Genomic DNA, 25,338 nt, shown 5'->3' on the forward strand with positions numbered 1-25,338 from the left:
TGAAAAAGGGGAACACACGAAAAGGAGGTCGCAGTGAACGACACATCCAAGAGACGTGATTTTCTGAAATTAGGAATGGCCGGGCTCGCCACGGCCGGAGTCATAGGCGCAGGCGCCTCGGTCGACGTTCAGAAGGCGGCGGCACAGGCTGCACCGGACAGCCTGCTGCGCACCGTTCTGGAGCGTGGCAAGCTGATCGTCGGCACCGGCAGCACCAACGCGCCCTGGCATTTCGAGAACGATGCCGGCGAACTCGTCGGCATGGACATCACCATGGGCCATATCCTGGCCAAGGGTCTTTTCGACGACCCGACCAAGGTCGAGTTCGTCATGCAGGACCCGGCGCAGCGCATCCCCAATGTCACCACCAACAAGGTCGACATCACCATCCAGTTCATGACCATGACTGCCCAGCGCTCGCAGTTGATCAACTTCTCCAGGCCGTACTACGTCGAGGGTGTCGCGCTGCTGACGCTTCCGACAGCCGAGAACAAGACATTCGACAAGCTGCTCGCCGGCGGTTCGGCGACACGGATTTCCATCCTGCAGAACGTTGATGCCGAGCAGAACGTCCATCTCGTCCTGCCGCAGTCGCAGGTGATGCAGATCGACACCCAGGCCAATGTGCTCCAGGCGCTGGAATCGAAGCGCGTCGACGCGGCCGCCGTCGATCTCTCGACGGTCCGCTGGCTCGCCTCGCGCAATCCCGACAAGTATTTCGATGCCGGCAAGAGCTGGTTCTCGATGCTTTACGGCGCCGCGCTCCGGCAAGGCGATCTCGACTGGCTGACCTTCGTCAACACGACCTTCGCGACCGCAATGTTCGGTCATGAAACGGCGCTCTACGACGCGGCATTCAAGGACTATTTCGGGTTGGAGCCGCCGGCGCGGCATCCTGGTTTCCCGGTCATCTGACGCAGCCTGTGGAAGGGTGCCCGGCACCCTTCCACCCTCTTCTTTGACGTTCCTCGGCATTGCGGGAGACGCATGGGCTACACGCTCAACTTCAACCTGATCTGGCGGCATTTCGACAAGCTATGGGGCGGCCTGCTGCTCAGCCTTGAGCTCGCCGTCATCTCGATCGCCATCGGCATCGTCATCGGCCTAGTGCTGGCGGTCTGGTACGTCTCGGCCGGACGCGTGGTGCGCGCCATCATCGCGGCTTATGTCGAGTTCATCCGCAACGTGCCGCTGATCCTGCTGGTCTATCTCGTCTTCTACGGCGTGCCGACCGTGGTGGATCTCGCCTACGACGCGCCGACCTCGTTCGTGCTGACGCTGTCGGTCTACAGCGGCGCCTATCTGGTCGAGGTGTTCCGCTCCGGCCTCGAAGCTGTGCCACGCGGGCAGCTCGATGCCGGCAAGGCGATCGGGCTCACGCCCTGGCAGCGGCTGGTTCACGTGCGCCTGCCGACGATGCTGCGCATCACCTTGCCGGCGCTGTCCAACACCTTCATCTCGCTGTTCAAGGACACGTCCATCGCCTCGGTCATCTCCGTGCCCGAACTGACTTATGGCGCCCAGTGGATCAACTTCAACACCTTCCGCATCGTCGAGGTCTACCTGGTGACGACGGCGATGTATCTGGTGACCGGCTACGCCCTGCTGTTCGGGCTGCGGCTGGTCGAGCGCCGGTTCAGGACGGCGCGCTGACATGATTGGCCAAATCCTCTACGCCTTGCCGTTCCTCGCCCAGGGTTTCGCCGTGACCCTGTGGGTATCGCTGCTGGTCGTGGTGCTGTCGCTGATTGCCGGCGTCGCGCTCGGCGTCGGCCTGGTCTACGGCCCGGCGCCACTGCGCTGGGCGGTGCGCATCTTCTCCGACACCATCCGCGGCATCCCGATCCTGGTGCTGATGTTCTTCGTCTATTACGGCCTGCCCGCGGCCGGTCTGCATCTGGAATCCTTCTGGGCAGCGGTGCTGGCGCTGACCTTGTTCAAGACGGCGCAGGTGGTGGAGTATGTACGCGGCGCCGTCGGCTCCATTCCCAAAGGCCAGTCCGAGGCGGCGATGGCGATCGGCCTGACCTTTCGCCAGCGGCTCACCTCCGTCATCTTTCCCCAGGCCTTCCGCCGCTTCCTGCCGCCGTGGATCAACGGCGTCACCGATGCGGTCAAGGGCAGCGCGCTGGTCTCGCTGCTCGGCATCACTGACCTTATGCAGGCAATCAACCAGGTGATCGGCCGCACCTATGAGGCGATGCCGCTCTATATCCTCGGCGCCTTGATCTATTTCGCCGTCAATTATTCGCTTTCCTACGCCAGCCGGCGTCTGGAACGGCGCTTCGCCTTCATCCGGGACTAGCACGATGGCCACAAGCTCGAACGACACTCCAGCGCTTCTCGATATTGCCGAGGTCTCGAAAGCCTTCGGCTCGGTCGAGGTGCTGCGCTCGATCAGCCTCAAGGTTGAGAAGGGCGAGGTGGTCACCGTCATCGGGCCTTCGGGCAGCGGCAAGACGACCCTTTTGCGCTGCGTCAACTTCCTCGAAAGCTATGACTCAGGCTCGATCCGTATCGACGGCAAGGAGGTCGGTTTTCGCGAAGCCGGCGCGCGCCAGCGGCGCAGCGAGCGCGACCTGGCCGCCATGCGCGCCGAGACCGGCATGGTGTTCCAGAGCTTCAACCTGTTTCCGCACCTCACCGCCGCCGGCAACATCATGCTCGGCCTCATCAAGGTGCGCGGCAAGAGCAAGGCCGAGGCGCGCCAGATCGCCGAGCATTGGCTGGGCCGCGTCGGCCTGGCCCACAAGGCCGACAGCCTGCCGGCGGAACTCTCCGGAGGCCAGCAACAGCGCGTCGGCATTGCCCGCGCCGTCGCCATGGAGCCGAAGATCCTGCTTCTCGACGAGATCACCTCCGCGCTTGATCCCGAACTGGTCGGTGAGGTGCTGGCCGTTGTGCGCAGCTTGGCCGAAGACGGCATGACCATGGTGATGGTCACCCACGAGATGGCCTTTGCCCGCGACGCTTCAAGCCGCATCGTCTTCATGGCCGATGGCGGTGTCAGCGCTGTCGGCCCGCCGAAGGAAATTCTCGCCCAAGAGACCACCAACGAGCGCCTGCGCACTTTCCTGGCGCGGTTCCGCGCCTCGCAGTTCTGACGTGGGCGGCTGAAGCCGCCCCAAGGAGAATTCTTCCATGACGCCTTACATCCGGCTCGCCGAACTCGGCCTGACGCTGCCCGAGCCGCCGACACCGATCGCCAATTTCGTCACCCATGCCGAAAGCGGCCGGCTGATCTTTCTCTCAGGTCAGGGGCCGCTGCGCGCCGACGGCACGTTGTGCACCGGCAAGGTCGGCGACGACGTCACCGTCGAGCAGGCCTATGAGCATGCGCAACTCACGGGCCTCAACCTGCTGGCCGTCATGCATGCCGCCGCCGGCGATCTCGGCCGCATCGTGCGCGTCGTCAAATTGCTCGGCTTCGTCAATGCGACGCCGACCTTCAGCGACCACCCGAAGGTGGTCAACGGCTGCTCAGACCTGTTCGCCAACGTCTTCGACAAGATCGGCGGCCATGCCCGCTCGGCGATCGGCGTCGGCTCGCTGCCTGGAAACATCACCGTCGAAATCGAAGCGGTCGTCGAGATCGCTGCCTGACAGCCAAGGGATTTGCTGAACATGAAAACCTATTCCGACACCGGCTCCAACACCACGATCCGCGAACGGCTGGGGCTGCGGCCGATCATCAACGTCTCCGGCACGATGACGACGCTGGGCGCCTCGATCATCGTTCCCGAAGCGATCAGCGCCATGGCCGAGATCGCCTCGCAATGGGTGGAGATGGACGATCTGCAGCGGGCCGCAAGCGTGATCACCGCCCGGCTGACCGGCGGCGAGGCCGGCTTCATCACCGCCTGCTGCGCCTCAGGCATCACCATGGCGATCGCCGGGGCGATGACCGGCACCAATTTGCTGGCGATCGAACGGCTGCCCGATGACACCGAAGGGCTGAAGTCCGAAGTCGTCATTCAGCTTGGCCATATCGTCAACTACGGCGCGCCGATCGACCAGTCGATCCGCGTGGCCGGCGCCAAGGTCATTCCGGCGGGCACGGTCAGCGTCACCCAGGACTACCATGTGCGCGAGGCGATCAACGAGCGCACGGCGGCAGCGCTCTACGTCGTGGCGCACCACACCGTGCAATACGGCATGCTTTCCCTCGAGGAGTTCTGCGAGATCTGCCACGCCAGGGGCGTGCCGGTGATCGTCGACGCGGCTTCCGAATATGATCTGCGCAGTTTCCTGGCGCGCGGCGCCGACATCGTCGTCTACAGCGGCCACAAATTCCTCTCGGGGCCGACCAGCGGCATCGTCACCGGCCGCAAGGATCTTGTCCGCGCCGCCTATCTGCAGAACCGCGGCGTCGCCCGCGCCATGAAGGCCGGCAAGGAAAGCATTGCCGGCACAATGGCGGCGCTGGAAGCCTGGGAAAAGCGCGACCATGCCGGCATCCGCCGGCGCGAGGAAGCGGCGCTCAATCTCTGGAAGGGTGCGCTGCAAGGGATACCGGGCATCGCCGCCCACATCATTCCCGACCCGACCGCCAATCCACTTGACCGGCTGCAGATCTTCGTCTCGCCCGAAAGCCGCTTCACCGCCGCCGGCCTTGCCTCGGCACTTGCCGCAGGCTCGCCGCCGATCATCGTGCGCAACCACGAGGTCGAGCGCGGCCATTTCTTCCTCGACCCGTGCAATCTGCACCCCGGCGAGGCCGAGATCGTCGCCGAGCGCCTGCGCGCCGTGCTGACGGCGGCCGAGCGGCCGGCGGATGCGATGAAACAGCCGCGAAAGGATTCGTCGGGTGCTTTGCGCTGGCCGGATTGAGCACCAACCAGGGCAGACAAAGCCGATGCAACCGGCTGATCACGCGACTGTGAACAGCCGGATTTGCACGCTTCGGGAATAAACCGCCGTCAAAGCAGGTCTTCTCGGCATACGCCATCGCTGGCGTTGAGGAGACGGATATGCCGCATCATTACTTGGATCGCGATCATGGCCACGGCACCAGCCGTCGTCATGCGCTGGACCGCATGAGCGTCACCAGTCCCCTTTCCATGGCGCTTGACACCGGTGACGCAGATGAATTCACTTTCGCTACTGCAGGCGGCTTTGCCTGTTTCTGCGGGGTTCGCCCGCACAAGCAGGGCGAGACCGGCACTGGCTGAGAGCGCAAGGCCTGTTCGTCCTGGAGTGTCCGATCATGGTGCTGCCTTGAGCGAGAGGGCCTTGGCCGAACGCTTCAACGAAGTGGTGCTGCCGCATCTCGGCGACGCGCTTGTGCTTGCGCGCTGGCTGACCGGCAATGCCGCCGACGCCGAAGATGTCGTGCAGGACGCCTGCATCAAGGCGCATGCCGGCATAGCCGGCTACGCAGGCGGCAACCCGCGCGCCTGGCTGCTGACCATCGTGCGCAACACCGCCTACACCTGGATGTCACGCAACCGGCCGCGCGGCATGCTGGCCGTCGGCGACCTCGGGGATCTCGACGAGATGGCCGCCGCACACGGCACGAGTGTGCCGGACGAGGACGGCCCGGAGGCGAGCCTGATCGCCAAGGCCGATACGGCGGCGCTGGAAGCTGCGATCGCCGCGCTGCCGCAGCCGTTCCGCGAGACGCTGGTGCTGCGCGACATTAACGGCCTCAGCTACCGCGATATAGGGACGATGCTCAGCGTGCCGATCGGCACGGTGATGTCACGGCTGGCGCGGGCTCGCGGCCTGCTTGCGTCCGAACTGGGGAGAGCGCCATGACCGCCCATGATGACGGACTGCCCAACGATCCCGAAGGCATCAGGCTGATGATCCACGCTCTGGTTGATGGCGAACTCGATGCGGCCGCCGCACTTGCCGTGGAACGCCGCATCGCCGCCGATCCGACGCTTGCCGCCGAGCATGCCCGCATCCTTGCCTTGCAAGGCGCGGTCGGCCGCTTGCCGCGCCCCGATGTCAGCGATGCCTTTCGGGCCAGCATCGCGGCGATCGGTACGGCATCGGCACAACGGCCGCAGGACGAGGCACCGTCGACGCTGCTGCCGGGATTGATCGCCGGTGCAGCCCAGCAACGGCGAGCGACCGATACGCGGCCGTCCCAGGCGAGGCCATCGCCAAGGGTGCGCCGCTTCGGCTCCTTCGACTGGCGCGCCATCGCGGCGACGATTGTCATGACCGCAGTGCTGGCCAGCGGCGCCACGCAATGGGTGATGTTCAATGCCGCATCGGACCGCATCGCAGCAGAGATCGCCGGCGACCATCGCCGCAGCCTGCTCGCCGCCAGCCCGATCGACATCGTCTCGTCCGACCGCCACACGGTGAAACCATGGCTCGATGCTCGCATCGGCGTGTCGCCGCCGGCGCCCGATCTTGCCACGGATGGCTTCGCGCTGATCGGCGGCCGGGTCGAGGTGGTCTCGGGCCGTCCCGTGCCGGCGCTGGTCTACCGCCACCGCGAGCACCTGATCACGCTGGTGGCCGAGCCGCAGCAAGGCGGTCGCGTCACACAACCGAAAGACGTTTCCTCGGGCGGCTTCTCCATGGTGCACTGGGGCGACGGCGCCTTCTCCTACTGGGCGATCTCCGACATGGAGCGCCCCGAACTCGACGATTTCGTCGCCCGCTTCCGCAAGGCAGCGGTGTGACACCAAATTGAAACTTTACAAAATTCTTAGTTCGTGTGAAGTCGTGGTCGCCGAAAGGGTCGACCATGACAGCCAATCGTTTCGCCACGCGCCTGAATTCCTTCGCCTCGCGCCCACAGGCCGAGTGGCCCGATCTCACCGGGAAGCCGTCGCTCATGCAGATGGCCGCGCGCGCCGCGAAGGTTGCCGGGTTGACCGACGTCGATCTGAATTTTCCCGACCATGTCGGCGAAAAGCCTGCCGAAATCGCCCGTAAGCTTCGTGATCTCGGCCTTGGCATCAACGGCTTCGCCATGCGCTACTATTCCAATCCGGCTTTCAAGCTCGGCGCCTTCACCAATCCCGATCCGGCGGTGCGCCGCGAGGCCATCGACATAACCAAGGCCGGCATCGATGCTGCGCGCGAGGCCGGCGCCAACCTGATGACACTGTGGCTTGGCCAGGATGGTTTCGACTACGCCTTCCAGGCGGATTATGTGGTGATGTGGGAACACGAGATTGAAGGAATTCGTGAAGTCGCCGCGCATGATCCGGATTGCCAGATCAGCCTGGAATACAAACCCAATGAACCCCGCTCCTACAGCCTGATGCCGGATGCGGCGACGACATTGCTGGCAATCCGCGATGTCGGCCTTCCCAATCTCGGCGTCACGCTCGATTTCGCCCATGTGCTCTATGCCGACGAGCAGCCGGCCTTTGCCGCCGCCCTGATCGCCCGCCACAGCAAGCTGCTAGGCGTGCATCTCAACGATGGCTACGCCAAGCGCGACGACGGCCTGATGGTTGGCGCGGTGCACACGCTGCAAACCATCGAACTGCTGCGCCAGATCCGGCGCGACGGCTACGCCGGCGCAATCTATTTCGACACGTTCCCCGACGTGACGGGGCTCGATCCGGTGCAGGAATGCGAAGTCAACATCGCCACCGTCAAACGCATGCTGCACATCGTCGACCGGATTGACCGCGACAACCGTCTATCCGCCGCGATAAGCAGCCAGGACGCGGTGACATCGCAGGCCATCATCCAGGAAATCATGCTCGGACCGGACATATGAGCCTGAGTGGGCTGGACCTGAAAGCGGTAGGTCCGCGCATCCGCATGATGATGCCGAACCTCACTCCGCTGGAAGCGAAGGTGGTGGAGACCGTCTTCGGTCGGCGCCGCTTCGACGAGAGCATTCCCCTGAAGGAGATCGCCGGGGAGTCGGGCGTGTCCGAGGCGATGGTGGTCAAGATCGCCAAAAAGCTGGGCTTCTCCGGTTATCGCGAGTTCCGCACCGCCGTCTATGAATACAGCCGCCTGCCGACGGCGGAGATGCACCAGGAACTGTCGTCCGATGACGGGCCCGCGGAAATCGTGCAAAAAGTGTTCCGCACCTCAATTCAGGCTCTGGAAGAGACGCTGGCGATCCTTGATATCGCGGAGTTCGATCGCGCTGCTGATTTGCTCTACAGGGCAAGGAATCGCGACTTCTACGGCGTCGGCGGTTCGGCGCAGATCGCACGCGACGTTTCGCACAAATTCCTGCGGATCGGCATCCGCGCGTCGGTCTATGACGATTCGCACATGATGCTGATGTCGGCCTCGCTGCTCGGCGCCGACGACATCGCCGTCGGGTTCTCGCATTCCGGCAACACGTCGGCCGTGATCGACGCCATCCAGCTGGCCCGCAAGAATGGCGCGCGCACTCTGGCCATCACCAACTACGACAGTTCTCCACTCGCTGGGCTAGCCGACATCGTGCTGTGTTCGACCGCGCAGGGCTCGCCATTAATGGGAGAGAATGCGGCGGCACGCATTGCACAGCTCAATATACTCGACGCGCTGTTCGTAGCGGTGGCGCAGCGCGATTACCAGGCGGCGGAGCGCAATCTTGGCCGCACCATGTCGGCGGTGAAATCAAAACGAAAAGAACGCGGCTCATGAGCAATTCGCCCCTGGTCACCGTGTTTGGCAGCTTGCACTACGACATCATGGTCGATGCGCCTGACCGGCCACGCAAGGGCGAGACGGTAACCGGTCACGCCTGGCACCCGAAATGCGGCGGCAAGGGCGGCAATCAAGCGATCTCGGCGGCACGCGCTGGCGTTCGCGCGGCGATGATAGGAGCAGTCGGCGACGATGATTTCGGTTCGGCTCTGCTGGCCAATCTCACGCGCGCCGGCGTCGACCACAGCTGTGTGCGTGTCGCGCAAAATACAGTCTCCGGCATGAGCGTCGCGATCTTCGACGCAGAAGGCGACTACGGCGCAGTGATCGTCTCGGGCAGCAACCTCACTTTGGGCGAGGCCGACATTGCCTCGGCTTCCGAAGTGGTGGCCCAGACGGCGGTGCTGCTGCTGCAGAACGAAGTGCCTGAGGCCGCCAACATCGCCGCCGCGCGCGCGGTGAAAACGAGGGGCGGCCGGGTCGTGCTCAACGCGGCTCCGGCCCGCAAACTCTCCAATGATCTGATTGCGCTGGTCGACATCCTCATCGTCAACGCCATCGAGGTCGAATTCCTGGCCGGCATGGCGGTGGTCGAAACGCTCGACGGTGCGGCGCAGGCTGCGCGACGCCTTGTCGATCTCTGCCCCACGGCAATTGTCACGGCGGGCGGCGAAGGTGTCGCCTGTTGTGACCGGAGCGGCGAAGCCTTCGCGCTCCCTGCCATTCCGGTCAAGGTTGTCAGCACGCATGGCGCAGGCGACGAATTCGTCGGCGCGCTGGCCGCAGCCCTTGCCAGCGGACAGGCCATGCGGCCGGCCCTTGCTGCTGCCAACGCCGCTTCGGCCGTGCTGGTCTCGACACCGGAGGCCGAACGTATCTAACGGCCGATTTTGATGTCACCAAAAGACACTAGGCGCCGCGCATCCTTGCCGTCGATGCCGAATTCCGCTAAGGCGCGCCTTTGCCGCCGGGAGCATGCGCTTGACCGACCACCGCGCCGACGTCGCCATCATCATGGGCAGCCAGTCCGACTGGGCGACGATGCGCCACGCTGCCGAAACACTGGAAGCGCTGGGCATCCCTCACAAGCGGCTGATCGTCTCCGCCCACCGTACCCCCGACCGGCTCTATGATTTCGCCAAGGGCGCCAAGGCGGCCGGCTACAAGGTGATCATTGCCGGCGCCGGCGGTGCCGCGCACCTGCCCGGCATGACGGCGGCGATGACACCGCTGCCGGTGTTCGGCGTGCCGGTCGAATCCAAGGCGCTATCCGGCCAGGATTCGCTGCTCTCCATCGTCCAGATGCCGGCCGGCATTCCTGTCGGCACGCTGGCCATCGGCAAGGCGGGTGCCGCCAACGCCGCCCTTCTGGCGGCCGCCGTGCTGGCGCTCTACGATGAGCGGCTCGCCGCCCGGCTGGATGCCTGGCGCGCCGCCCAGACCGCCAAGGTCGCCGCCGAACCGACGGACGGGCCGTGAGCCTGCCCGCGGGATCGACCATCGGGATCATCGGCGGCGGCCAGCTCGGCCGTATGCTGGCTGTTGCCGCGGCGCGCCTCGGCTACCGCACAATTATCCTCGAGCCGCAGGCCGATTGCCCGGCGGCTCAGGTCGCTAACCGCCAGATCACCGCCGCCTATGACGATGCGGACGCCCTTGCCGAACTTGCAGCAGCCAGCGCCGTCGTCACATATGAATTCGAGAACGTACCGGTGGCGGCTGCCAGCGCGCTTGCCGCCAAGGTGCCGGTCTATCCGCCGCCGCGTGCGCTGGAAGTGGCGCAGGACCGGGTGGCGGAGAAGCAATTTCTCAACGGCATCGGCATAAAAACCGCGGATTTCCGCGCCGTCGACAATGACGACGAGCTGACGGCGGCGCTGAGAGAGTTCTCGGGCAGCGGCATCTTGAAGACCCGCCGCATGGGCTATGACGGCAAGGGCCAGCGCGTCTTCCGCAACATGGAGACGGGCGGCTTTGCCGGCACCTGCGAGGCCATGGGCAATGTGCCGCTGATCCTGGAATCCTTCATCGCTTTCGAGCGAGAGATTTCAGTGATCGCCGCGCGCGGGCTGGACGGCGCGGTCGCCGCCTACGATCCGGCCGAGAATGTTCACCGCGACGGCATCCTGCACACTTCCACTTTGCCGGCCCAGATCAGGCCGGAAACGGCGGCGGCGGCACCGGCTGCTGCGGCAAAGATCCTGTCGGCCCTCGATTATGTCGGCGTCATCGGCGTCGAGTTCTTTGCCCTCGCCGATGGCTCGCTGCTGGCCAACGAAATGGCGCCGCGCGTGCACAATTCCGGCCACTGGACGGAAGCTGCCTGCATCGTTTCGCAGTTCGAGCAGCATATCCGCGCCATTGCCGGCTTGCCGCTGGGCAACCCCGGCCGGCATTCCAACTGCGTCATGGAGAATTTGATCGGCGACGACGTCCTGCGCGTACCCGCTCTGCTCGCCGAGCCCGATCTGATGCTGCATCTCTACGGCAAGGCGGAGGCCCGCCCAGGCCGCAAGATGGGCCATTTCACGCGCATCAGCCGGCGTAGCTGAGCAATTCCAGGAAAGCGCGCGCGCTTTGCCTGAGGGGCGTGGACCCTATTGCAGCTCGTTGTTCAGATCTCCGTCTTCGTCGGGGTTGGCGCAACTCGCGTCGCCTTCCTGGCAATTGGCGCCGGACGTCAGCTGCTTGGTGCGCTGCTCCGTCAGTTCGGTCAGGCATTGCGAAACCTCCATCGGATGGATGGAGCCGCCTTCGCTGTCTGTCGTGGTATAGGCGCATTCGGCGTCGCGGAAGGCGATCCAGGCGCGCTGCGCGACCTGCAGCAGCTTCCTGCTCTTGTCGTCGTTGCGGCTGATCAGATCCTTGTAGGCCTGGTTGAGCTTGGCGTCAGCCGCCTGATAGTCCTCGCCGGCACAGATGTTCATCATCTGCTGGCTGTCGTCGTTGCGGTCGCATTCCTGCGCCTGTGCGGTGGAGGCCGCTGCCAGAACGGAAAGGCAGGCGGACACAAACAACAGGCGCATGGACCTCTCCAAATCAGCTTGCGGGCGCCGCACCATTCCAGCCCGCCTTCGGCGGCGCAATGGCGTCGAGCCGAGATGGCGGATATTTGATGGCCAAAGCCGTTCTCAGCCTCTATGCGGCACGCTTGCGGTTGACACGGGCAAGGCTCCTCGTTTATGAGCCACGCAAGTTCAAAGGCGCGTCTTCTGGCGCGCCTTAATAATTCGGCCCGGACAGGGCCCAGACCGACGGGCAAGACCATGAAGATCAAGAATTCGCTCAAGGCGTTGAAGGCGCGTCACCGCGACAACCAGCTGGTTCGCCGCAAGGGCCGCATTTACATCATCAACAAGACCGCTCCGCGCTACAAGGCGCGTCAGGGCTGAGTTTTCGGCCGGAGGCTGTTGCCTCCGTCCCGGTGATGTTATTTGCCGGAGATCCGGCACTTTCACGCTAATTTCAGTTTGACGATCCGCCGTCCGGGGTTAGATTCGGACGATGCGGATTCTTTTTGCATTTTTCTCGGCCTTTTTCCTGTTCAGCGCCACAGCGGCGCGAGCGGATGATCCACCGGCCGCCACGACGCCGCCCGTTGCTGTGACCAAGGAAGCCCGGCTCGACCAGCTGTTTGCCGACCTGAAGCGCGAGCGCAACGAAAAGGCTGCCGAGCGCATCGCCGGGCGCATCTGGGGCGAATGGTTCCAGTCCGGAAGCGCCTCGATCGACCTGATGATGCAATGGTCGCAAAAGGCGATGGATGACCAGAAGTTCGACGTCGCCCTCGACTTCCTCGACCAGGTCGTCACCCTGCAGCCCAAATATGCCGAGGGCTGGAACCGGCGCGCCACCGTGCACTACATGATGAGGAATTTCGGGAAATCGATGTCCGACATCGACCAGACGCTGCAGCTGGAACCACGCCATTTCGGCGCGCTTTCTGGCCTGGCGCAGATCATGGCCGCCACCGGCCACAAGCAATCGGCGCTCGAAGCCTGGCAGAAGGTGCTGGCCATCTACCCGATGATGCGCAGCGCTCAGGACCAGGTCGCGACGCTGTCGGAAGAGCTTGCCGGCGAAGGCATTTGAGTCAGGGGAATAAGGCAGTAGGGCAGTAAGGCAGTATGTGAAGTGCCGGGAATGGCTCGCCCTACTGCCCTACTGCCCTACTGCCCTACTGCCCTACTGCCCAAAACTTATCCCCCTCCACCCCCGTACCTCTCCTCATGAACCTCATCTACGCCGCCTGTGCCTTTCTCCTCGCGCTCGTCTTTGCCCTTGCCGGTGTCACCCGCGCCGGCGCATGGCTGATCGAGTGGCGCAATCCGCCTGCCGGCGAATTTGCCGACATTGACGACACCCGCATCCACTATGTCCACGTGCCGGCGCCACGAAATGCCGAGCTGCCGGCGATCGTCTTCATCCATGGCGCCAGCGCCAACCTTAGGGATCAAATGCTGCCGATCAGGCCTTTGCTCGAGGGCCGCGCCGAAATGGTGTTCATCGACCGGCCGGGCTTCGGCTGGTCGGGGCGAGGTCCCGGCAACAATGAGAGCCCGTCGGCGCAGGCCAACACCATCGCCGAACTGATGGACCGTCTCGGCATCCACAAGGCGATCGTCGTCGGCCATTCCTTCGGCGGCGTGGTCACCGCCGCCTTTGGTCGCGAGCACCCCGACAAGACGCTCGGCCTCGTCTTCCTGTCGCCGGTCAGCCACCCCTGGCCGGGCGGCGCGACCGCCTGGTACTACAAGCTGACCGCCACACCCATCATTGGCTGGCTGTTCTCGGAGACATTGGCCTATCCGGCCGGCACACTGCAGATGAACGGCGCCACGGCTTGCGTGTTTTCGCCCAACAAGGTGCCGGACTTCTATGTCGGCAACGCCTCGATCCCGCTGGTGCTGCGTCCCGGCGCTTTTCGCGCCAATGCCATCGATGTCGCCGGCCTCTACGACTATGCGCTCAGGGCCGCGCCGCATTACCGCGACATCAAGGCGCCGACGATCGTCATCTCGGGCGATCGTGACAAGGTGGTCTATGCCTCGATCCATTCGGTCGGCCTTGTCAGGGACATTCCGGGCGCCGAGCTGATCTGGGTCCACAATCTCGGCCACAAGCCGGACTGGATCGCACCAGACCTCGTCGTCGGCGCCATCGAGAAAGTCGCCGGCAAGGACGTCGACCTGCAGGCGCTGGCAAAAACCGTGGAGGCGCGGATCGCCGGCGACGCCTACAATGAGGGACAATGCCCCGACATCACAGTGCCCGACGCGGAACTCGCCCCGGCCTGATCGCCTCATGTATGTCCTGAAGCACGGCATCAAGAAAAACCCGGAGAAGCGATGGGCATTGCCGGACCGCATCTTCTTCGGCCATGGCGGCTGCGCCATTCTCGCAGGCGCCTTTCTCGAGCACCCTCCTCTGGAAGGATTTTACGGCGAACGGATCATTCCAGGCGAGGGCTTTTCCGGAAACCACATCTATGTGACCAACGGCGTGATCGCGTTCGACTACCATGGTTACTCAGCCCGTGAGCGGCTGCTGGAACACCACAGAAGAGGCTGGGCTTCTTGCAGCCCCGGATGGCACTGCTCAGTCACCAGGGTCGATTTCGATCTTCTCGACACAGTCGAACTCAACCGGCGAAAGATACTGGGTCCGGACCAGTACCTGCACGACCCCGTTCCCCGGGCTCGCCGCTTCCTTCGGCGCATTGATCACGCCGAAGCCGCGGCAAGAGCGCTGCGAACTGCGACGCGTTGAAGCCTCTCTCAGCCTATGTTGCGGCTGACCTGCGCGTCCGATCCGACATAGGCGATGCGCAACATGTTGGTCGAACCCGGCGTCCTCAGCGGCACGCCTGCCGTGATGATGACCCTATCGCCCGGCTGGCCAAACCCCTCTTCGAAAGCAATGCGGCAGGCGCGGTCGACCATGTCGTCGAGATCAACGGCATCGGGCGAGACGACGCAATGTGTGCCCCACAGCAGCGACAGCCGCCGCGCCGTGTTGAGGATCGGCGACAGGGCGATGATCGGCACTTGCGGCCGCTCGCGCGCGGCGCGAAGGCCGGTGGTGCCCGACGCCGTATAGGTGATGATCGCCGACAGTTTCAGCGTCTCGGCGATCTCGCGCGCGGCGAGCGAAATGGCGTCGGCGCCGGTCGCTTCCGGCTCCGAGCGCTGCGCGTTGATGATGCCGGCATAGGTCGGGTCGGTTTCGACCTTGGTGGCGATGCGGTTCATCATCGCCACCGCCTCGACCGGATAGGCGCCGGCCGCCGACTCGGCCGAAAGCATGATGGCGTCGGCGCCCTCGAACACGGCAATCGATACGTCGGACACTTCGGCACGGGTCGGCACCGGGGCGGTGATCATCGATTCCAGCATCTGCGTGGCGACCACAACCGGTTTGCCGGCACGGCGCGCGGCGCGCGTGATCTGCTTCTGGATGCCGGGCACGGCTTCCAGCGGCATTTCCACGCCGAGATCGCCGCGCGCGACCATCAGCGCGTCGGACAATTCGATGATTTCGGCCAGCCGGGCGACGGCCTGCGGCTTTTCGATCTTGGCCATGATCAGCGCCCGGCCGCGCGCGATCTTGCGGGCTTCGGCAAGATCTTCCGGCCGCTGCACGAAGGACAGCGCCACCCAGTCGACGCTTGCCGCCAGCACCGCATCGAGGTCCTTACGGTCCTTCTCGGTCAGCGCACCGACCGGCAGGTCGGTGTCGGGCAGGCTGACGCCCTTCTTGTCGGAAATCGTCGTGCCGGCGACCACCGTGCAGGTGATCGACTTGCCATCGCTCTTCAGAGCCTTGAGCTCCAGCTTGCCGTCGTCGATCAACAGACGGTGGCCGGCCTCGACCGAGCTCAGGATTTCGGGATGTGGCAGGTAGACCCTGGTCGAATTGCCGGGCTCGGGATTGTTGTCGAGCGTGAAGGTCTGGCCAGCCGTCAGCACCTCCTTGCCGTTGGCGAACTTGCCGACGCGCAGCTTCGGCCCCTGCAGATCGGCCAGGATGCCGATCGGACGGCCGACCTTTTCCTCGACGGCGCGTATGCGACCGACCAGCGTGCGCATCAGCTCATGGTCGGTGTGGCTCATATTGATGCGGAAGACATCGGCGCCGGCTTCGAACAGCTTCTGCAGCATCTCCTCGGACGAGGAGGCCGGACCGATGGTGGCGAGGATCTTGACCTTGCGGCTACGTCTCATTGACTGTTTGTTCCCGGGGCGGCTGGTGCGCCTCCCGTTGTGGACTCATCGGTCAGCTGGACCATCCAGCTTGCCTGCTCGCCCGTGTCATATTCCTGGAATCCGGCGCGCTGGAAGCCCCGGGCGACGCAATCGGTAACGCCGGCGATCTTGAACTCTTTTTCGGCCACGCACATGTTGATCGGGCCATCCCAACGCCCGCCACGCTCGGCGTCTTCTGCATAAAGATAGTAAAACCTTGATGACAGCGGCCCTTCGATCAGCGTCTTGCAGCTCGATCCTTCGATGTGCCACCAGCCCTCGGTGATCCAGCCGGCCTTGGCGCGGTAGCCGATGCCGACGCCGACCAGGTTCTGCGTGGCGTTGCAGACGCGGAAATCGGCCCGGGCGGGCGAGGCCGCGACCAGCGCGGTAAGCCCCACGGTCAAGGTCAGGAGCGGCACGGCAAAGGCGCTGCGCGCACGCGGCCTGCCGGCGGAACCCATCCCGAAACCCCTCAACAACGTCATCTGCATCTCTCAACGCCCCTTTTCGGAAAAGTCCGGGCGCATGTCAACGCGCCGTTCTGTCCAATTCCAATCGATTTAGAAAAGCCCCCGACACGCAATCTGCCGCGCGTGACCGGATTTTCGCAGAAACCGTGGCCAAACAACGGCATTGCGCCAGCGTCCTCTTCGTGGAATGACGATACCACCCTCCCCGGAAGCCAGCGAACAGACCTTTTCAGCCAATGACCCGATCCACAGTTTTCGCGCCTTTCGATCTTGTCGAGGGCGACCGCAAGCGAGGCATCGTGCTTGTCGCCGACCATGCCCGGCGCGACCTGCCGGAGGAGTATGGCAGCCTCGGCCTGCCGGCGGCGGAACTCGAGCGCCACATCGCCTACGACATCGGCGTCGAGACGGTGACGCGCGAGCTGGCGGCAGCGCTCGACGTGCCGGCGGTGATCGCCAATTATTCGCGCCTGCTGATCGACCCCAATCGCGGCGAGGACGACCCGACACTGATCCGTCAGCTCTATGACGGCACCGTGGTGCCGGGAAACTACCCGATGGCACCGGAAGAACGCGAAAGGCGGCTCGACGGCTTCTACCGGCCCTATCACGACGCGGTCGGCGCCATGATCGCCTCGGTGGCGCAGGCTTCAGGCAAAGCGCCTTTCATCTTCTCGGTGCATTCCTTCACGCCGGCCATGCAAGGCATTGCGAGGCCCTGGCATGTCGGCATCCTTTGGGACCTCGACGACCGCGTGGCGCGGCCGCTGATCGACATGCTGGCGCAGGACAGAAACCTCGTCGTCGGCGACAACGAACCCTATGATGGCGCGCTGCGCGGCGACACCATGTTCAAGCACGCCATCGTCAACGGCTTTCCCCATGCGCTGATCGAGATCCGTCAGGACCTGATCGCTGATCAGAAGGGTGCGATCGCGTGGGCTGAACGGCTGGCGCCGATCGTTGACGCCATCGATCGTCGTCCCGATATACATGACGTGAAGATGTTCGGCTCGCGCACCGGGCCGCTGTGAGGATCAAGACATGACCGAGCTCAGCGACGAACAGAAACGCGATTTCGAGGCCGCCGCCTTCCGCCGGCTGGTCGACCATCTGCGCGAGCGCAGCGACGTCCAGAACATCGACCTGATGAACCTCGCCGGCTTCTGCCGCAACTGCCTGTCGAACTGGTATCGCGAGGCCGCCAATGCCGAGGGCGTCGACCTCGGCAAGGATCAGTCGCGCGAAATCGTCTACGGCATGCCCTATGCCGACTGGCAGGCGCTGAACCAGACAGAGGCTTCGGACGCCAAGAAGGCCGAGTTCGAGGCGAGGCGACCCAGGGATCATTAGCGCCCGGCGGGCAACGCTTATAGGCGTCCACGCGCCCGCGATTGGCGGAGCCCTACGCGACTTCGTCACCCTAGGGTGGAGCAGCGACGTCGCGGAAACCCTAGGATCCATGCCGCGAGGGCCGGCACGGACACAGCGGCTCAGAATGATGGTTGCGCTCACCAGGCCTGATTCTGCGCCGTAGCATCGCACAGACGGCACGGAATGGATCCTCGGGTCTGCGCCGCGTCGCTACGCTCCTTGCTCCGCCCGTGGATGACGAAGGGATGGGGAGTTTTTCGCCAATCTCCAACGTCTGATGGTCCATCGAACGGTACCGACTCCATTGGCCCTTTGGTCCAAGCATTTCCTCAACCACAGCGCTTGACTGCAAATTGAATCGATCTAATTTGCCGCGCAAAGCCATTTTTGACCGGATTCGAACCCATGGACGCGCAAAACACCATGCAGGGCGCCATTCACGGGCGATGGGCCGTAGCAAGCATCTTCCTCGCCAACGGCTTCCTGACTGGCAGCTGGGCGCCGCAGATTCCGGTGTTCCTGACCCGGCTCGACATCACAAAATTCACGCTCGGCCTGCTGATCCTGTTGTTCGGCGTCGGTGCGGTCGCGGCCATGAGCTGGTGCGGCCATCTGATCTCCAGGCATGGCTCACGAACCGTGCTGCGCTGGTTCGGCCTGTGCGGCAGCCTCGGCCTGCTCGTCGTGGCGCTGGCGCCCAACGTGCCGCTGGCGGCGACCGCCATGGTCATCTTCGGCGGCTCGATCGGCGGCATGGATGTCGCCATGAACGCCAATGCCGTGGTGGTGGAAAGAAGGCTGTCCCGCGCCATCATGTCGTCGTCGCATGGCTTCTGGAGCCTTGGCGGTTTCGCCGGCGGCGGTCTCGGCGGTTACGCCATCCAGACTTACGGCCATCTCGCCCATGCGGCTGTCGTCACGGTCATCGCTTTTGCCGTCATAGCCGTGGCGGTCGGCTACCTCATCGCCGAGGACAAGCCGCAGGCCGCCGAGCATCATAAATTTGCGCTGCCGTCCAATCCACTGGTCTATCTGGTCGGGCTGATGGCGCTGCTGACGATGATTTCCGAGGGTGCGGTGCTCGACTGGGCGGCGCTTTATCTGCGGCAGGAACTCGGCGCCGATCTCGCCATTGCCGGTCTTGCCTACGCCGCCTTCTCAGGCGTCATGGCGATCATGCGCTTTTTCGGCGACGGCGTGCGCAACCGCTTCGGCGCGGTGGCGACGCTGCGCGGCTCGGCGGTTGTCGCCGCCGCCGGCATGCTGATCGCCGGCCTGTCGCCTTCGCCCTGGGTCGCCATCGCGGCCTTTGCCCTCTGCGGCTTCGGCATCGCCAACATGGTGCCGATCATCTTTTCGGCCGGCGGCAACCAGGAAGGCATGTCGTCGGGCACCGGCATGAGCGTGGTCACGACAATGGGCTATTCCGGCATATTGGTGGCGCCGTCGGCGATCGGCTTCGTCGCCGAGCATTTGAGCTTTGGGCCGATCTTTGTCGCCATGTCGGGGCTATTGATCGTCGTGCTCTTGATGGCCGGGCTCGCTCACCGCGCCGAATTCGCGGCCGCTCCCGCCGAATAGCGCTTCAGCTCCTCGTAGAGGAAATCGGCGACGCGGCGGATGCGCACGCTGGTGCGCACATCGCGATGCATGGCCAGCCACACCGGCAGGCTGGGCAACGGCATGCCCGGCAGGAGTTTTTCCAGCAATGGGTCGCTGTCGGCCAGCGGCTCCTGGCCGAGGCCAATGCCGTTTCCCGCCCGCAACGCCTCCCACAGGACGATCTGATTGTCGGTCCTGAAACGAAAATTGCCACGGGTGACCGGGATGCCGAACTGGGTAAAGCCGCGGATCATTTCGTCGCTGCGGTCGAAGCCGATCAGCGGATGGTCGACAAGGTCGGCGGGCTTGAGCGGGCGGCCGCGCCGGTCGAGATAGGATTTGGCCGCGCAGCAGCAGAGCGGAATGTCGCAGACCTTGCGCGCCGTCAGCTCGTTCTGTGCCGGCTTGACCATGCGGATGGCGATGTCGGCATCGCGCCTTAGCAGGTTCTCGACCTGGTTGGAGGCGACGATCTCGACCTCGATGCCGGGCTCCTCGATGCCGAGCCGCGCCGTCATCTTCGGCAGCACATAGGCGGCCACCACCTCGCTGGCGGCAATGCGCACCGTGCCTTCGATCGCCTCGACCGAGCCCAGCGCCAGCAGCGAAAAGGCGCTTGCCTGCTCGCTCACCGCCTTGCCGCGCTCGAACAGCGTGGCGCCGGCTTCCGTCAGCGCATAGCCGCGCCGCCCGCGCCGGAACAGGGTGACGCCGAGCGCCTGTTCGAGCTCACCGATGTGGCGCCCAAGCGTCGGCTGGCTGGCCGACAGCTTTCGCGCCGCGGCCGACAGGCTGCCGGTTTCCGCCACCGTGACGAAGCTCTTGATCAGGTTCCAGTCGATTTCATTCATTCATTTATGAATATCAAAACTGCATCCGTAGTCAATTTTCATTCGAATGTGGAGGCATCATACTCGACCTGCAAACACAAACACGGAGACGAAAGATGACCAAGATCGCAATTCTGGGCGCCAATGGCCGGCTCGGCCGCGTGGTTGGCAAGGCTTTCATTGACGCCGGCTTCGACGTCCGCGCCGTCACCCGCACAGGCAAAGTGCCCACCGAATTGGAGGGAGCCACCGCCGTTGCCGGCGACGCGCTCGACCGCGAGGCGCTGATCAGCGCCACCGAGGGCGTCGACATCGTCTTCAACGGCCTCAACCCGATCTACACCGACTGGGGCAAATGCCTGCCGATGGCCGAAAACGTCATGGCCGCCTGCCATGCCAACGGCGCGCTGCATCTCTTCCCCGGCACCGTCTACAACTATGGCTCGCCGATGCCTCAGGTCGTCACCGAAGACACGCCGTTCCGCCCGACCACCGAGAAGGGCCGCATCCGCTGCGCCATGGAAGCGCTATTTGGCCGCGAGGCCGACGCCGGCCGGGTCCGCACCATCATTTTGCGGGCCGGCGATTTCTTCGGCGGCACCGGCAGCGGATCGTGGTTCGACCTGGTCGTCGCCGCCAAGATGAACAAGTGCGTCTACACCGCGCCCGGCCCGGCCAACCTCGTGCATGAATGGGCCTATCTGCCGGACTTCGCGGTGGCCTTCGTCGGGCTCGCGCGCAATCAGGGCAAGCTCGGTTTCTACGAAGCGCTCAACTTCCCCGGTCATGCCGTCACCGACATGGACATCAAGGAAGCCGCCGAGAAGGCACTGGGCTGTCCGCTGAAGCTGACCTTCATGCCCTGGTGGGTGCTGCGCGCCGGCAGCCCGTTCGTGGCGATGTGGCGCGAGATCGTCTCGATGTCTTATCTCCGCTTCGAACCGCACCGGCTCGTGTCCGACCGGCTGGAAGGCATCATCGGCGAGATTCCGCACACCCCGCTGAATCAGGCTGTGGCAGAGGCGCTCGATGACATCGGCATCACCGCCCCTCGTGCAAAAGATGCAGCGTAGGCATACAGTGTAGGGCGTCAGCCACGCTTGGCATGGAACCCAACTCGCACCTGGCCCAATCGCGGAAATGAGCAACCGGATGGTCATTGTGAGGAGACTGTTTATAACGGTCGGCGAGATCACGATGACCAAGGGGAGACGATGCGTTACATACGTCCGCTTTCAATCGAAGATGCCGTTGGCCTGCTGGCCGGCGCTTCCGGCACATCAGCCATTCTTGCCGGAGGCAGCGACCTCCTGGTGAGGATGAAGGGCGGCTTCGTCGAGCCCGACCTGATCGTCGACATCAAGGCAATCGAAGGCTTGAGCGAGATCCGGGAGACGGCCGACGGCTTCAGCATCGGCGCGGCTGTTCCCTGCGCGGTGCTGGGAGAAAACTCAGCGCTGAAGAAGGCTTGGCCCGGCGTCGTCGAAGCGGCAAAGCTGATCGGCTCGAAGCAGGTCCAGGGCCGTTGTACGATAACCGGTAATCTCTGCAACGCCTCGCCGGCCGCCGACAGCGTACCGGCTTTGGTGGCGGCCGGCGCAAAGGCAGTGCTTGCCGGTCCTTCCGGCAAGCGCACGATTGCCGTGGAGGCGGTGCCGATCGGGCCTGGAAAGACATCGCTGGGCAAAGGCGAGATCATCGAGGCGATCCTGCTCGACAGCCAAGCGCCGCGTTCGGGCGATGCCTATCTCCGGTTCATTCCACGCACCGAGATGGACATCGCCGTGGTCAGCGCCGGCGTGAACCTGACGCTCGACGAACATGGTGTCATCACAGCCGCCCGCGTGGCGCTGGGCGCCGCGGCCCCGACAGTGCTTCTGGTCGAGGAGGCTGCCGAGGCCCTTATCGGCCGGAAGCTCGATGAAGCAGCGCTCGAGCGGCTCGCCAAGGTCTGCGCGGGGGCCTGCCGGCCCATCGACGACAAGCGCGGCACCATCGAGTTCAGGCGAAAAGTTGCGGGCGTGCTGGCCAGACGTGCCGCGACGACCGCCTATACACGTGCAGGAGGCAAATGATGGCCGGTGTAGCAGTTTCAACGACAATCAATGGCGATCACGTCGAGTACCTTTGCCAACCCGACGAGACGTTGCTCGACGTCCTGCGCGACCGGCTCGGGCTGACCGGCGCCAAGGAAGGCTGCGGCACCGGCGACTGCGGCGCCTGCAGCATTATCCTCGACAACCGGCTGGTCTGCTCGTGCCTGGTGCTCGGCGCGGAAGCCGAGGGCCGAATTGTCGAGACCGTCGAGGGCATGGCGCATGGCGACCAGCTGCACACGCTGCAGCAGAAGTTCCTCGAGCATGCGGCCCTGCAATGCGGCATCTGCACGCCGGGTTTTTTGATCGCGGCGAAGGACCTTCTGGCCAAGAACCCCGATCCGACCGAAGAGGAGATCCGCTTCGGCCTCGCCGGCAATCTCTGCCGCTGCACCGGCTACGACAAGATCGTGCGCGCCGTCCAGGACGCGGCTAATGTGATGAAGGGAGCGTAAGCCATGAATTTCGATCCGCGCTTTTCAGGCCGCAAATTCGCATCCGTCGGCACCCGCCCTATCCGGCCCGACGGCATCGACAAGGTGACGGGACGTGCGCGCTACGGCGCCGACTTCAACATGGCGGGGCAGCTGGTCGGGCGTGTTCTGCGCAGCCCGCATGCCCACGCGAAGATCCTGAAGATCGACACCTCGAAAGCCGAAAAGCTGGCCGGCGTGAAAGCGGTGATCACCGCCGCCGACCTGCCGGACCTCACCGATGGCGATGCCGCCATGTATGACGTCCTCGACAACTGCATGGCGCGCAGCAAGGCGCTCTATGACGGCCACGCCGTGGCCGCGGTCGCGGCTGTCGATGCCCGCACGGCGCGGCAGGCGCTGAAGCTCATCGAGGTCGACTACGAGCTTTTGCCGCATGTCACCGATGTCGACGAGGCGATGAAGCACACCGCCCCGCTGATCAACGACACGATCTTCACCGAGGGCCTCGAGGAAAAGCCGAAAAAACCGTCCAACGTCACCAAGCGCAGCCAGTTCGGCCATGGCGATGTCCATCAGGGTTTCGGACATGCCGATTTCATCGTCGAGCGCTCGTTCAAGACCGAGCAGACGCATCAAGGCTATATCGAGCCGCATGCCTGCGTGGCGAACGTCTCGTCCGACGGCACCGCGGACCTCTGGGTCTGCACGCAAGGACATTTCGTCTACCGCCAGCACTGCGCCCAGCTGCTCGGGCTGGAAGCCTCGAAGCTGCGCGTCACCTCGTCGGAGATCGGCGGCGGCTTCGGCGGCAAGACCCATGTCTGGGCTGAACCGGTGGCGCTGGCTTTGTCGCGCAAGGCAGGCCGGCCGGTGAAACTGGTGATGACCCGCGACGAGGTGTTCCGCGCCTCGGGCCCGACCAGCGCGACCTCGATCGACGTGAAGATCGGCGCCCGCAAGGACGGCACCATCACCGCCGCCGAGGCGACACTGCGCTATTCCAGCGGCCCCTATGCCGGCACCTGGGCCGAGATCGGCGCCATGACGGCGTTTGCCTGCTACAAGCTCGATAACGTCAAGACCGTGGGCTTCGAAGTGCTGGTCAACCGGCCGAAGACGGCGGCCTATCGCGCACCCTCGGCTCCGATGGCGGCGTTCGCCGTGGAAAGTGCCGTCGACGAGCTGGCCAAGGAGCTCGGCATGGATCCGGTCGAGTTCCGCATCAAGAACGCCGCGCAGGAAGGCACGAGATCCTCCTACGGCCCGGTCTACGGCCCGATCGGCATCGGCCCGACGCTGGAGGCGGCGAAGACCCATCCGCACATGAAGGCGCCGCTGGCCAAAAACCAGGGCCGCGGCATGGCCTGCGGCTTCTGGTTCAACTTCGGCGGCCAGACCTGCACCGACCTCAACATCGGCATGGACGGCTCGGTCTCGCTGGCCGTCGGCACCGTCGACGTCGGCGGCTCGCGCGCGTCGCTGTCACTGGTGGCGGCGGAGGAACTCGGCATTGCCTATGAGCAGGTCAAGGCTGTTGTCGCCGACACGTCTTCCCTCGGTTACAACGACATGACCGACGGCAGCCGCGGCACCTTCTCGTCCTCGATGGCGACGATCTCGGCCGCCCGCAACGCGATCAAGATCCTGCGCGACCGCGCCGCGCAGATGTGGGACATCCCGGTCGACGACGTAGTCTGGGAAAACGGCCACGCCATCGCCAAGGGCGAGAAATACGGCAACCTTGCAGCACTCTCGCTCAAGGAGATCGCCGCCGCTTCCGGCAAGACCGGCGGCCCGATCGCCGGCCACAGCGAGCTCGTCGCCGACGGCGCCGGCGTCTCCTTCGCCACCCATATCTGCGACATCGAGGTCGACCCCGAGACGGGTGCCGCGCGCGTGATCCGCTACACGGTGATCCAGGATGCCGGCAAGGCGGTGCACCCGACCTATGTCGAGGGACAATACCAGGGCGGCGCCGCGCAAGGCATCGGCTGGGCGCTCAACGAGGAATATATCTACGGCAAGGACGGGCGTCTCCAGAACGCCGGCTTCCTCGACTACCGCATCCCGGTCTGCTCGGACCTGCCGATGATCGACACCCAGATCCTCGAGATCCCCAACCCCAACCACCCCTATGGCGTGCGGGGCGTCGGCGAAACCTCGATCGTGCCGCCGCTGGCGGCGATCGCCAATGCGATGTCGAATGCCGCCGGCGTGCGCATGACCCACATCCCGATGTCGCCGCCACGGGTTCTCGCCGCGATCGAGGCGGAACGGGGAGGTTAGAGCGAGGTCTGGCAATGGTCGAAGTCACGCTCTGGGGCGCCCTCGGCCAGCTCGCCGGCGGCCAGAGCAAGGTCGAGGTCGAGGCCAAGGATATCAGGGAGCTGTTCAGGAAACTGGCTGAACAGTATCCCGGCATCGAGCCCTGGATCGAGAAGGGCATCGCGGTGGCGATCGACGGCACGATCTATCGCGATACGTGGTCGAAGGAACTACCGCAGGGCGCAGAGATATTTCTGCTGCCAAGATTGGCAGGGGGGTGACGGGACCGCCCCGCCATCGGCTAGCATCAAGGCCTCGAACGTCGTGGTTGGGCCGAGAGCGGAAGAACCGCTTTTGGGCCGATTGAACTGAAAGCCGACCTTCGCGCCCAGCACATCGGCGGCTGTTTTGCGCCTGGACCGGACATTGCATGTCTAGCATGTGCG

The 25,338-nt window shown here is 64.5% G+C and carries 30 protein-coding genes; 26 read left to right on the plus strand and 4 right to left on the minus strand.

Annotated features, from left to right (window positions below; genetic code table 11):
* The first annotated feature begins 33 nt into the window (after positions 1 to 33).
* The 14 genes from AC1D1N_RS00910 (at position 34) to AC1D1N_RS00975 (ending at position 11,123) form a co-directional block, all read left to right on the plus strand.
* Complete coding sequence (locus AC1D1N_RS00910) at positions 34 to 915, plus strand: transporter substrate-binding domain-containing protein (protein WP_477346173.1); 882 nt, start codon at positions 34 to 36, stop codon at positions 913 to 915.
* A gap of 72 nt (positions 916 to 987) precedes the next feature.
* Positions 988 to 1,653: an amino acid ABC transporter permease gene (locus AC1D1N_RS00915; RefSeq protein WP_436261721.1), complete on the plus strand. Its 666-nt coding sequence runs from the start codon at positions 988 to 990 to the stop codon at positions 1,651 to 1,653.
* Position 1,654: 1 nt separating this feature from the next.
* The gene (locus tag AC1D1N_RS00920; protein ID WP_436261722.1) at positions 1,655 to 2,305 is read left to right on the plus strand and encodes an amino acid ABC transporter permease; all 651 of its coding nucleotides are present in this window, start codon (positions 1,655 to 1,657) and stop codon (positions 2,303 to 2,305) included.
* 4 nt (positions 2,306 to 2,309) lie between these two features.
* On the plus strand, positions 2,310 to 3,104 hold the full coding sequence (locus AC1D1N_RS00925) for an amino acid ABC transporter ATP-binding protein (RefSeq protein ID WP_477346174.1): 795 nt from the start codon (positions 2,310 to 2,312) through the stop codon (positions 3,102 to 3,104).
* Positions 3,105 to 3,141: 37 nt separating this feature from the next.
* Entirely contained in the window at positions 3,142 to 3,603 is a 462-nt protein-coding gene (locus AC1D1N_RS00930) for a RidA family protein (protein WP_436261724.1), read from the plus strand.
* Between the two features lie 21 nt (positions 3,604 to 3,624).
* Positions 3,625 to 4,830, plus strand: coding sequence for an aminotransferase class V-fold PLP-dependent enzyme (locus AC1D1N_RS00935; protein ID WP_477346175.1), 1,206 nt, complete (start codon positions 3,625 to 3,627; stop codon positions 4,828 to 4,830).
* A 140-nt stretch (positions 4,831 to 4,970) separates the two neighbouring features.
* Positions 4,971 to 5,171 carry a hypothetical protein gene (locus tag AC1D1N_RS00940; protein WP_477346176.1) on the plus strand — a complete coding sequence of 67 codons (201 nt, stop codon included), beginning with the start codon at positions 4,971 to 4,973 and terminating at the stop codon, positions 5,169 to 5,171.
* A gap of 46 nt (positions 5,172 to 5,217) precedes the next feature.
* Positions 5,218 to 5,757: a sigma-70 family RNA polymerase sigma factor gene (locus tag AC1D1N_RS00945; protein WP_477346177.1), complete on the plus strand. Its 540-nt coding sequence runs from the start codon at positions 5,218 to 5,220 to the stop codon at positions 5,755 to 5,757.
* A complete protein-coding gene (locus tag AC1D1N_RS00950; protein ID WP_477346178.1) occupies positions 5,754 to 6,641 on the plus strand; it encodes an anti-sigma factor family protein in 888 nt (295 codons plus the stop codon). Before AC1D1N_RS00945 ends, AC1D1N_RS00950 begins: the two co-directional genes overlap by 4 nt.
* Positions 6,642 to 6,706: 65 nt before the next feature.
* Entirely contained in the window at positions 6,707 to 7,696 is a 990-nt protein-coding gene (locus AC1D1N_RS00955) for a sugar phosphate isomerase/epimerase family protein (RefSeq protein ID WP_477346179.1), read from the plus strand.
* Complete coding sequence (locus AC1D1N_RS00960) at positions 7,693 to 8,568, plus strand: MurR/RpiR family transcriptional regulator (protein ID WP_436261732.1); 876 nt, start codon at positions 7,693 to 7,695, stop codon at positions 8,566 to 8,568. The genes AC1D1N_RS00955 and AC1D1N_RS00960 overlap by 4 nt, the downstream gene beginning before the upstream one ends.
* Positions 8,565 to 9,452 carry a ribokinase gene (locus tag AC1D1N_RS00965; protein WP_477346180.1) on the plus strand — a complete coding sequence of 296 codons (888 nt, stop codon included), beginning with the start codon at positions 8,565 to 8,567 and terminating at the stop codon, positions 9,450 to 9,452. Before AC1D1N_RS00960 ends, AC1D1N_RS00965 begins: the two co-directional genes overlap by 4 nt.
* A gap of 100 nt (positions 9,453 to 9,552) precedes the next feature.
* Entirely contained in the window at positions 9,553 to 10,050 is a 498-nt protein-coding gene (gene purE, locus AC1D1N_RS00970) for a 5-(carboxyamino)imidazole ribonucleotide mutase (protein ID WP_436261734.1), read from the plus strand.
* Entirely contained in the window at positions 10,047 to 11,123 is a 1,077-nt protein-coding gene (locus AC1D1N_RS00975; protein ID WP_436261735.1) for a 5-(carboxyamino)imidazole ribonucleotide synthase, read from the plus strand. The genes purE and AC1D1N_RS00975 overlap by 4 nt, the downstream gene beginning before the upstream one ends.
* A gap of 45 nt (positions 11,124 to 11,168) precedes the next feature.
* Here AC1D1N_RS00975 and AC1D1N_RS00980 read toward each other — a convergent pair whose 3' ends face one another.
* Positions 11,169 to 11,597: a lysozyme inhibitor LprI family protein gene (locus AC1D1N_RS00980; RefSeq protein WP_436261736.1), complete on the minus strand. Its 429-nt coding sequence runs from the start codon at positions 11,595 to 11,597 to the stop codon at positions 11,169 to 11,171.
* Positions 11,598 to 11,837: 240 nt separating this feature from the next.
* On the opposite strand from AC1D1N_RS00980, the gene ykgO reads away from it, so the two are divergent.
* From ykgO to AC1D1N_RS01000, 4 genes are all read left to right on the plus strand, one after another.
* Positions 11,838 to 11,963, plus strand: coding sequence for a type B 50S ribosomal protein L36 (gene ykgO / locus AC1D1N_RS00985; protein ID WP_006203764.1), 126 nt, complete (start codon positions 11,838 to 11,840; stop codon positions 11,961 to 11,963).
* Between the two features lie 112 nt (positions 11,964 to 12,075).
* Positions 12,076 to 12,663, plus strand: a complete 588-nt coding sequence (locus tag AC1D1N_RS00990; RefSeq protein WP_477346181.1) for a tetratricopeptide repeat protein — start codon at positions 12,076 to 12,078, stop codon at positions 12,661 to 12,663.
* 137 nt (positions 12,664 to 12,800) lie between these two features.
* Entirely contained in the window at positions 12,801 to 13,868 is a 1,068-nt protein-coding gene (locus AC1D1N_RS00995; RefSeq protein ID WP_477346182.1) for an alpha/beta fold hydrolase, read from the plus strand.
* 7 nt (positions 13,869 to 13,875) lie between these two features.
* Entirely contained in the window at positions 13,876 to 14,340 is a 465-nt protein-coding gene (locus tag AC1D1N_RS01000; protein WP_477346183.1) for a hypothetical protein, read from the plus strand.
* An 8-nt stretch (positions 14,341 to 14,348) separates the two neighbouring features.
* Here AC1D1N_RS01000 and pyk read toward each other — a convergent pair whose 3' ends face one another.
* Complete coding sequence (gene pyk / locus AC1D1N_RS01005) at positions 14,349 to 15,794, minus strand: pyruvate kinase (RefSeq protein WP_112559582.1); 1,446 nt, start codon at positions 15,792 to 15,794, stop codon at positions 14,349 to 14,351.
* Positions 15,791 to 16,279, minus strand: coding sequence for a DUF1036 domain-containing protein (locus AC1D1N_RS01010; protein WP_112559583.1), 489 nt, complete (start codon positions 16,277 to 16,279; stop codon positions 15,791 to 15,793). The genes pyk and AC1D1N_RS01010 overlap by 4 nt, the downstream gene beginning before the upstream one ends.
* Before the next feature lie 245 nt (positions 16,280 to 16,524).
* On the opposite strand from AC1D1N_RS01010, the gene AC1D1N_RS01015 reads away from it, so the two are divergent.
* The 3 genes from AC1D1N_RS01015 to AC1D1N_RS01025 all read left to right on the plus strand — a co-directional run bounded on the left by AC1D1N_RS01015 (position 16,525) and on the right by AC1D1N_RS01025 (position 19,243).
* A complete protein-coding gene (locus AC1D1N_RS01015; protein ID WP_477346184.1) occupies positions 16,525 to 17,322 on the plus strand; it encodes an N-formylglutamate amidohydrolase in 798 nt (265 codons plus the stop codon).
* Between the two features lie 10 nt (positions 17,323 to 17,332).
* Positions 17,333 to 17,641, plus strand: coding sequence for a DUF1244 domain-containing protein (locus AC1D1N_RS01020; RefSeq protein ID WP_436261740.1), 309 nt, complete (start codon positions 17,333 to 17,335; stop codon positions 17,639 to 17,641).
* Between the two features lie 426 nt (positions 17,642 to 18,067).
* Entirely contained in the window at positions 18,068 to 19,243 is a 1,176-nt protein-coding gene (locus AC1D1N_RS01025) for an MFS transporter (protein WP_477346185.1), read from the plus strand.
* On the opposite strand, the gene AC1D1N_RS01030 is transcribed toward AC1D1N_RS01025, so the two are convergent.
* Positions 19,207 to 20,115 (minus strand): LysR family transcriptional regulator, encoded by a 909-nt coding sequence (locus AC1D1N_RS01030; RefSeq protein WP_477346186.1) that lies wholly within the window; start codon positions 20,113 to 20,115, stop codon positions 19,207 to 19,209. The two genes, AC1D1N_RS01025 and AC1D1N_RS01030, sit on opposite strands and share 37 nt — an antisense overlap.
* A gap of 95 nt (positions 20,116 to 20,210) precedes the next feature.
* Between AC1D1N_RS01030 and AC1D1N_RS01035 the strand changes: the two genes are divergently transcribed.
* The 5 genes from AC1D1N_RS01035 to AC1D1N_RS01055 all read left to right on the plus strand — a co-directional run bounded on the left by AC1D1N_RS01035 (position 20,211) and on the right by AC1D1N_RS01055 (position 25,173).
* On the plus strand, positions 20,211 to 21,167 hold the full coding sequence (locus tag AC1D1N_RS01035; protein WP_477346187.1) for an SDR family oxidoreductase: 957 nt from the start codon (positions 20,211 to 20,213) through the stop codon (positions 21,165 to 21,167).
* Positions 21,168 to 21,308: 141 nt separating this feature from the next.
* Positions 21,309 to 22,169: an FAD binding domain-containing protein gene (locus AC1D1N_RS01040; protein ID WP_477346188.1), complete on the plus strand. Its 861-nt coding sequence runs from the start codon at positions 21,309 to 21,311 to the stop codon at positions 22,167 to 22,169.
* Positions 22,169 to 22,645 carry a (2Fe-2S)-binding protein gene (locus AC1D1N_RS01045; RefSeq protein WP_477346189.1) on the plus strand — a complete coding sequence of 159 codons (477 nt, stop codon included), beginning with the start codon at positions 22,169 to 22,171 and terminating at the stop codon, positions 22,643 to 22,645. The genes AC1D1N_RS01040 and AC1D1N_RS01045 overlap by 1 nt, the downstream gene beginning before the upstream one ends.
* Positions 22,646 to 22,648: 3 nt before the next feature.
* On the plus strand, positions 22,649 to 24,913 hold the full coding sequence (locus tag AC1D1N_RS01050) for a xanthine dehydrogenase family protein molybdopterin-binding subunit (RefSeq protein WP_477346190.1): 2,265 nt from the start codon (positions 22,649 to 22,651) through the stop codon (positions 24,911 to 24,913).
* A gap of 14 nt (positions 24,914 to 24,927) precedes the next feature.
* Positions 24,928 to 25,173: a MoaD/ThiS family protein gene (locus AC1D1N_RS01055; RefSeq protein WP_023712829.1), complete on the plus strand. Its 246-nt coding sequence runs from the start codon at positions 24,928 to 24,930 to the stop codon at positions 25,171 to 25,173.
* Positions 25,174 to 25,338 lie beyond the last annotated feature (165 nt).

The organism is Mesorhizobium sp. P2_B5 (assembly GCF_056404775.1).

Bases quoted from the DNA above. Each gene is read 5' to 3' on its own strand.
- AC1D1N_RS00915 (WP_436261721.1), top strand. From the start codon at position 988: ATGGGCTACACGCTCAACTTCAACCTGATCTGGCGGCATTTCGACAAG.
- AC1D1N_RS00920 (WP_436261722.1), top strand. From the start codon at position 1,655: ATGATTGGCCAAATCCTCTACGCCTTGCCGTTCCTCGCCCAGGGTTTC.
- AC1D1N_RS00925 (WP_477346174.1), top strand. From the start codon at position 2,310: ATGGCCACAAGCTCGAACGACACTCCAGCGCTTCTCGATATTGCCGAG.
- AC1D1N_RS00930 (WP_436261724.1), top strand. From the start codon at position 3,142: ATGACGCCTTACATCCGGCTCGCCGAACTCGGCCTGACGCTGCCCGAG.
- AC1D1N_RS00935 (WP_477346175.1), top strand. From the start codon at position 3,625: ATGAAAACCTATTCCGACACCGGCTCCAACACCACGATCCGCGAACGG.
- AC1D1N_RS00940 (WP_477346176.1), top strand. From the start codon at position 4,971: ATGCCGCATCATTACTTGGATCGCGATCATGGCCACGGCACCAGCCGT.
- AC1D1N_RS00950 (WP_477346178.1), top strand. From the start codon at position 5,754: ATGACCGCCCATGATGACGGACTGCCCAACGATCCCGAAGGCATCAGG.
- AC1D1N_RS00955 (WP_477346179.1), top strand. From the start codon at position 6,707: ATGACAGCCAATCGTTTCGCCACGCGCCTGAATTCCTTCGCCTCGCGC.
- AC1D1N_RS00960 (WP_436261732.1), top strand. From the start codon at position 7,693: ATGAGCCTGAGTGGGCTGGACCTGAAAGCGGTAGGTCCGCGCATCCGC.
- AC1D1N_RS00965 (WP_477346180.1), top strand. From the start codon at position 8,565: ATGAGCAATTCGCCCCTGGTCACCGTGTTTGGCAGCTTGCACTACGAC.
- AC1D1N_RS00980 (WP_436261736.1), bottom strand. From the start codon at position 11,597: ATGCGCCTGTTGTTTGTGTCCGCCTGCCTTTCCGTTCTGGCAGCGGCC.
- ykgO (WP_006203764.1), top strand. From the start codon at position 11,838: ATGAAGATCAAGAATTCGCTCAAGGCGTTGAAGGCGCGTCACCGCGAC.
- AC1D1N_RS00990 (WP_477346181.1), top strand. From the start codon at position 12,076: ATGCGGATTCTTTTTGCATTTTTCTCGGCCTTTTTCCTGTTCAGCGCC.
- AC1D1N_RS00995 (WP_477346182.1), top strand. From the start codon at position 12,801: ATGAACCTCATCTACGCCGCCTGTGCCTTTCTCCTCGCGCTCGTCTTT.
- AC1D1N_RS01000 (WP_477346183.1), top strand. From the start codon at position 13,876: ATGTATGTCCTGAAGCACGGCATCAAGAAAAACCCGGAGAAGCGATGG.
- pyk (WP_112559582.1), bottom strand. From the start codon at position 15,794: ATGAGACGTAGCCGCAAGGTCAAGATCCTCGCCACCATCGGTCCGGCC.
- AC1D1N_RS01010 (WP_112559583.1), bottom strand. From the start codon at position 16,279: ATGGGTTCCGCCGGCAGGCCGCGTGCGCGCAGCGCCTTTGCCGTGCCG.
- AC1D1N_RS01015 (WP_477346184.1), top strand. From the start codon at position 16,525: ATGACCCGATCCACAGTTTTCGCGCCTTTCGATCTTGTCGAGGGCGAC.
- AC1D1N_RS01020 (WP_436261740.1), top strand. From the start codon at position 17,333: ATGACCGAGCTCAGCGACGAACAGAAACGCGATTTCGAGGCCGCCGCC.
- AC1D1N_RS01025 (WP_477346185.1), top strand. From the start codon at position 18,068: ATGGACGCGCAAAACACCATGCAGGGCGCCATTCACGGGCGATGGGCC.
- AC1D1N_RS01030 (WP_477346186.1), bottom strand. From the start codon at position 20,115: ATGAATGAAATCGACTGGAACCTGATCAAGAGCTTCGTCACGGTGGCG.
- AC1D1N_RS01035 (WP_477346187.1), top strand. From the start codon at position 20,211: ATGACCAAGATCGCAATTCTGGGCGCCAATGGCCGGCTCGGCCGCGTG.
- AC1D1N_RS01040 (WP_477346188.1), top strand. From the start codon at position 21,309: ATGCGTTACATACGTCCGCTTTCAATCGAAGATGCCGTTGGCCTGCTG.
- AC1D1N_RS01045 (WP_477346189.1), top strand. From the start codon at position 22,169: ATGGCCGGTGTAGCAGTTTCAACGACAATCAATGGCGATCACGTCGAG.
- AC1D1N_RS01050 (WP_477346190.1), top strand. From the start codon at position 22,649: ATGAATTTCGATCCGCGCTTTTCAGGCCGCAAATTCGCATCCGTCGGC.
- AC1D1N_RS01055 (WP_023712829.1), top strand. From the start codon at position 24,928: ATGGTCGAAGTCACGCTCTGGGGCGCCCTCGGCCAGCTCGCCGGCGGC.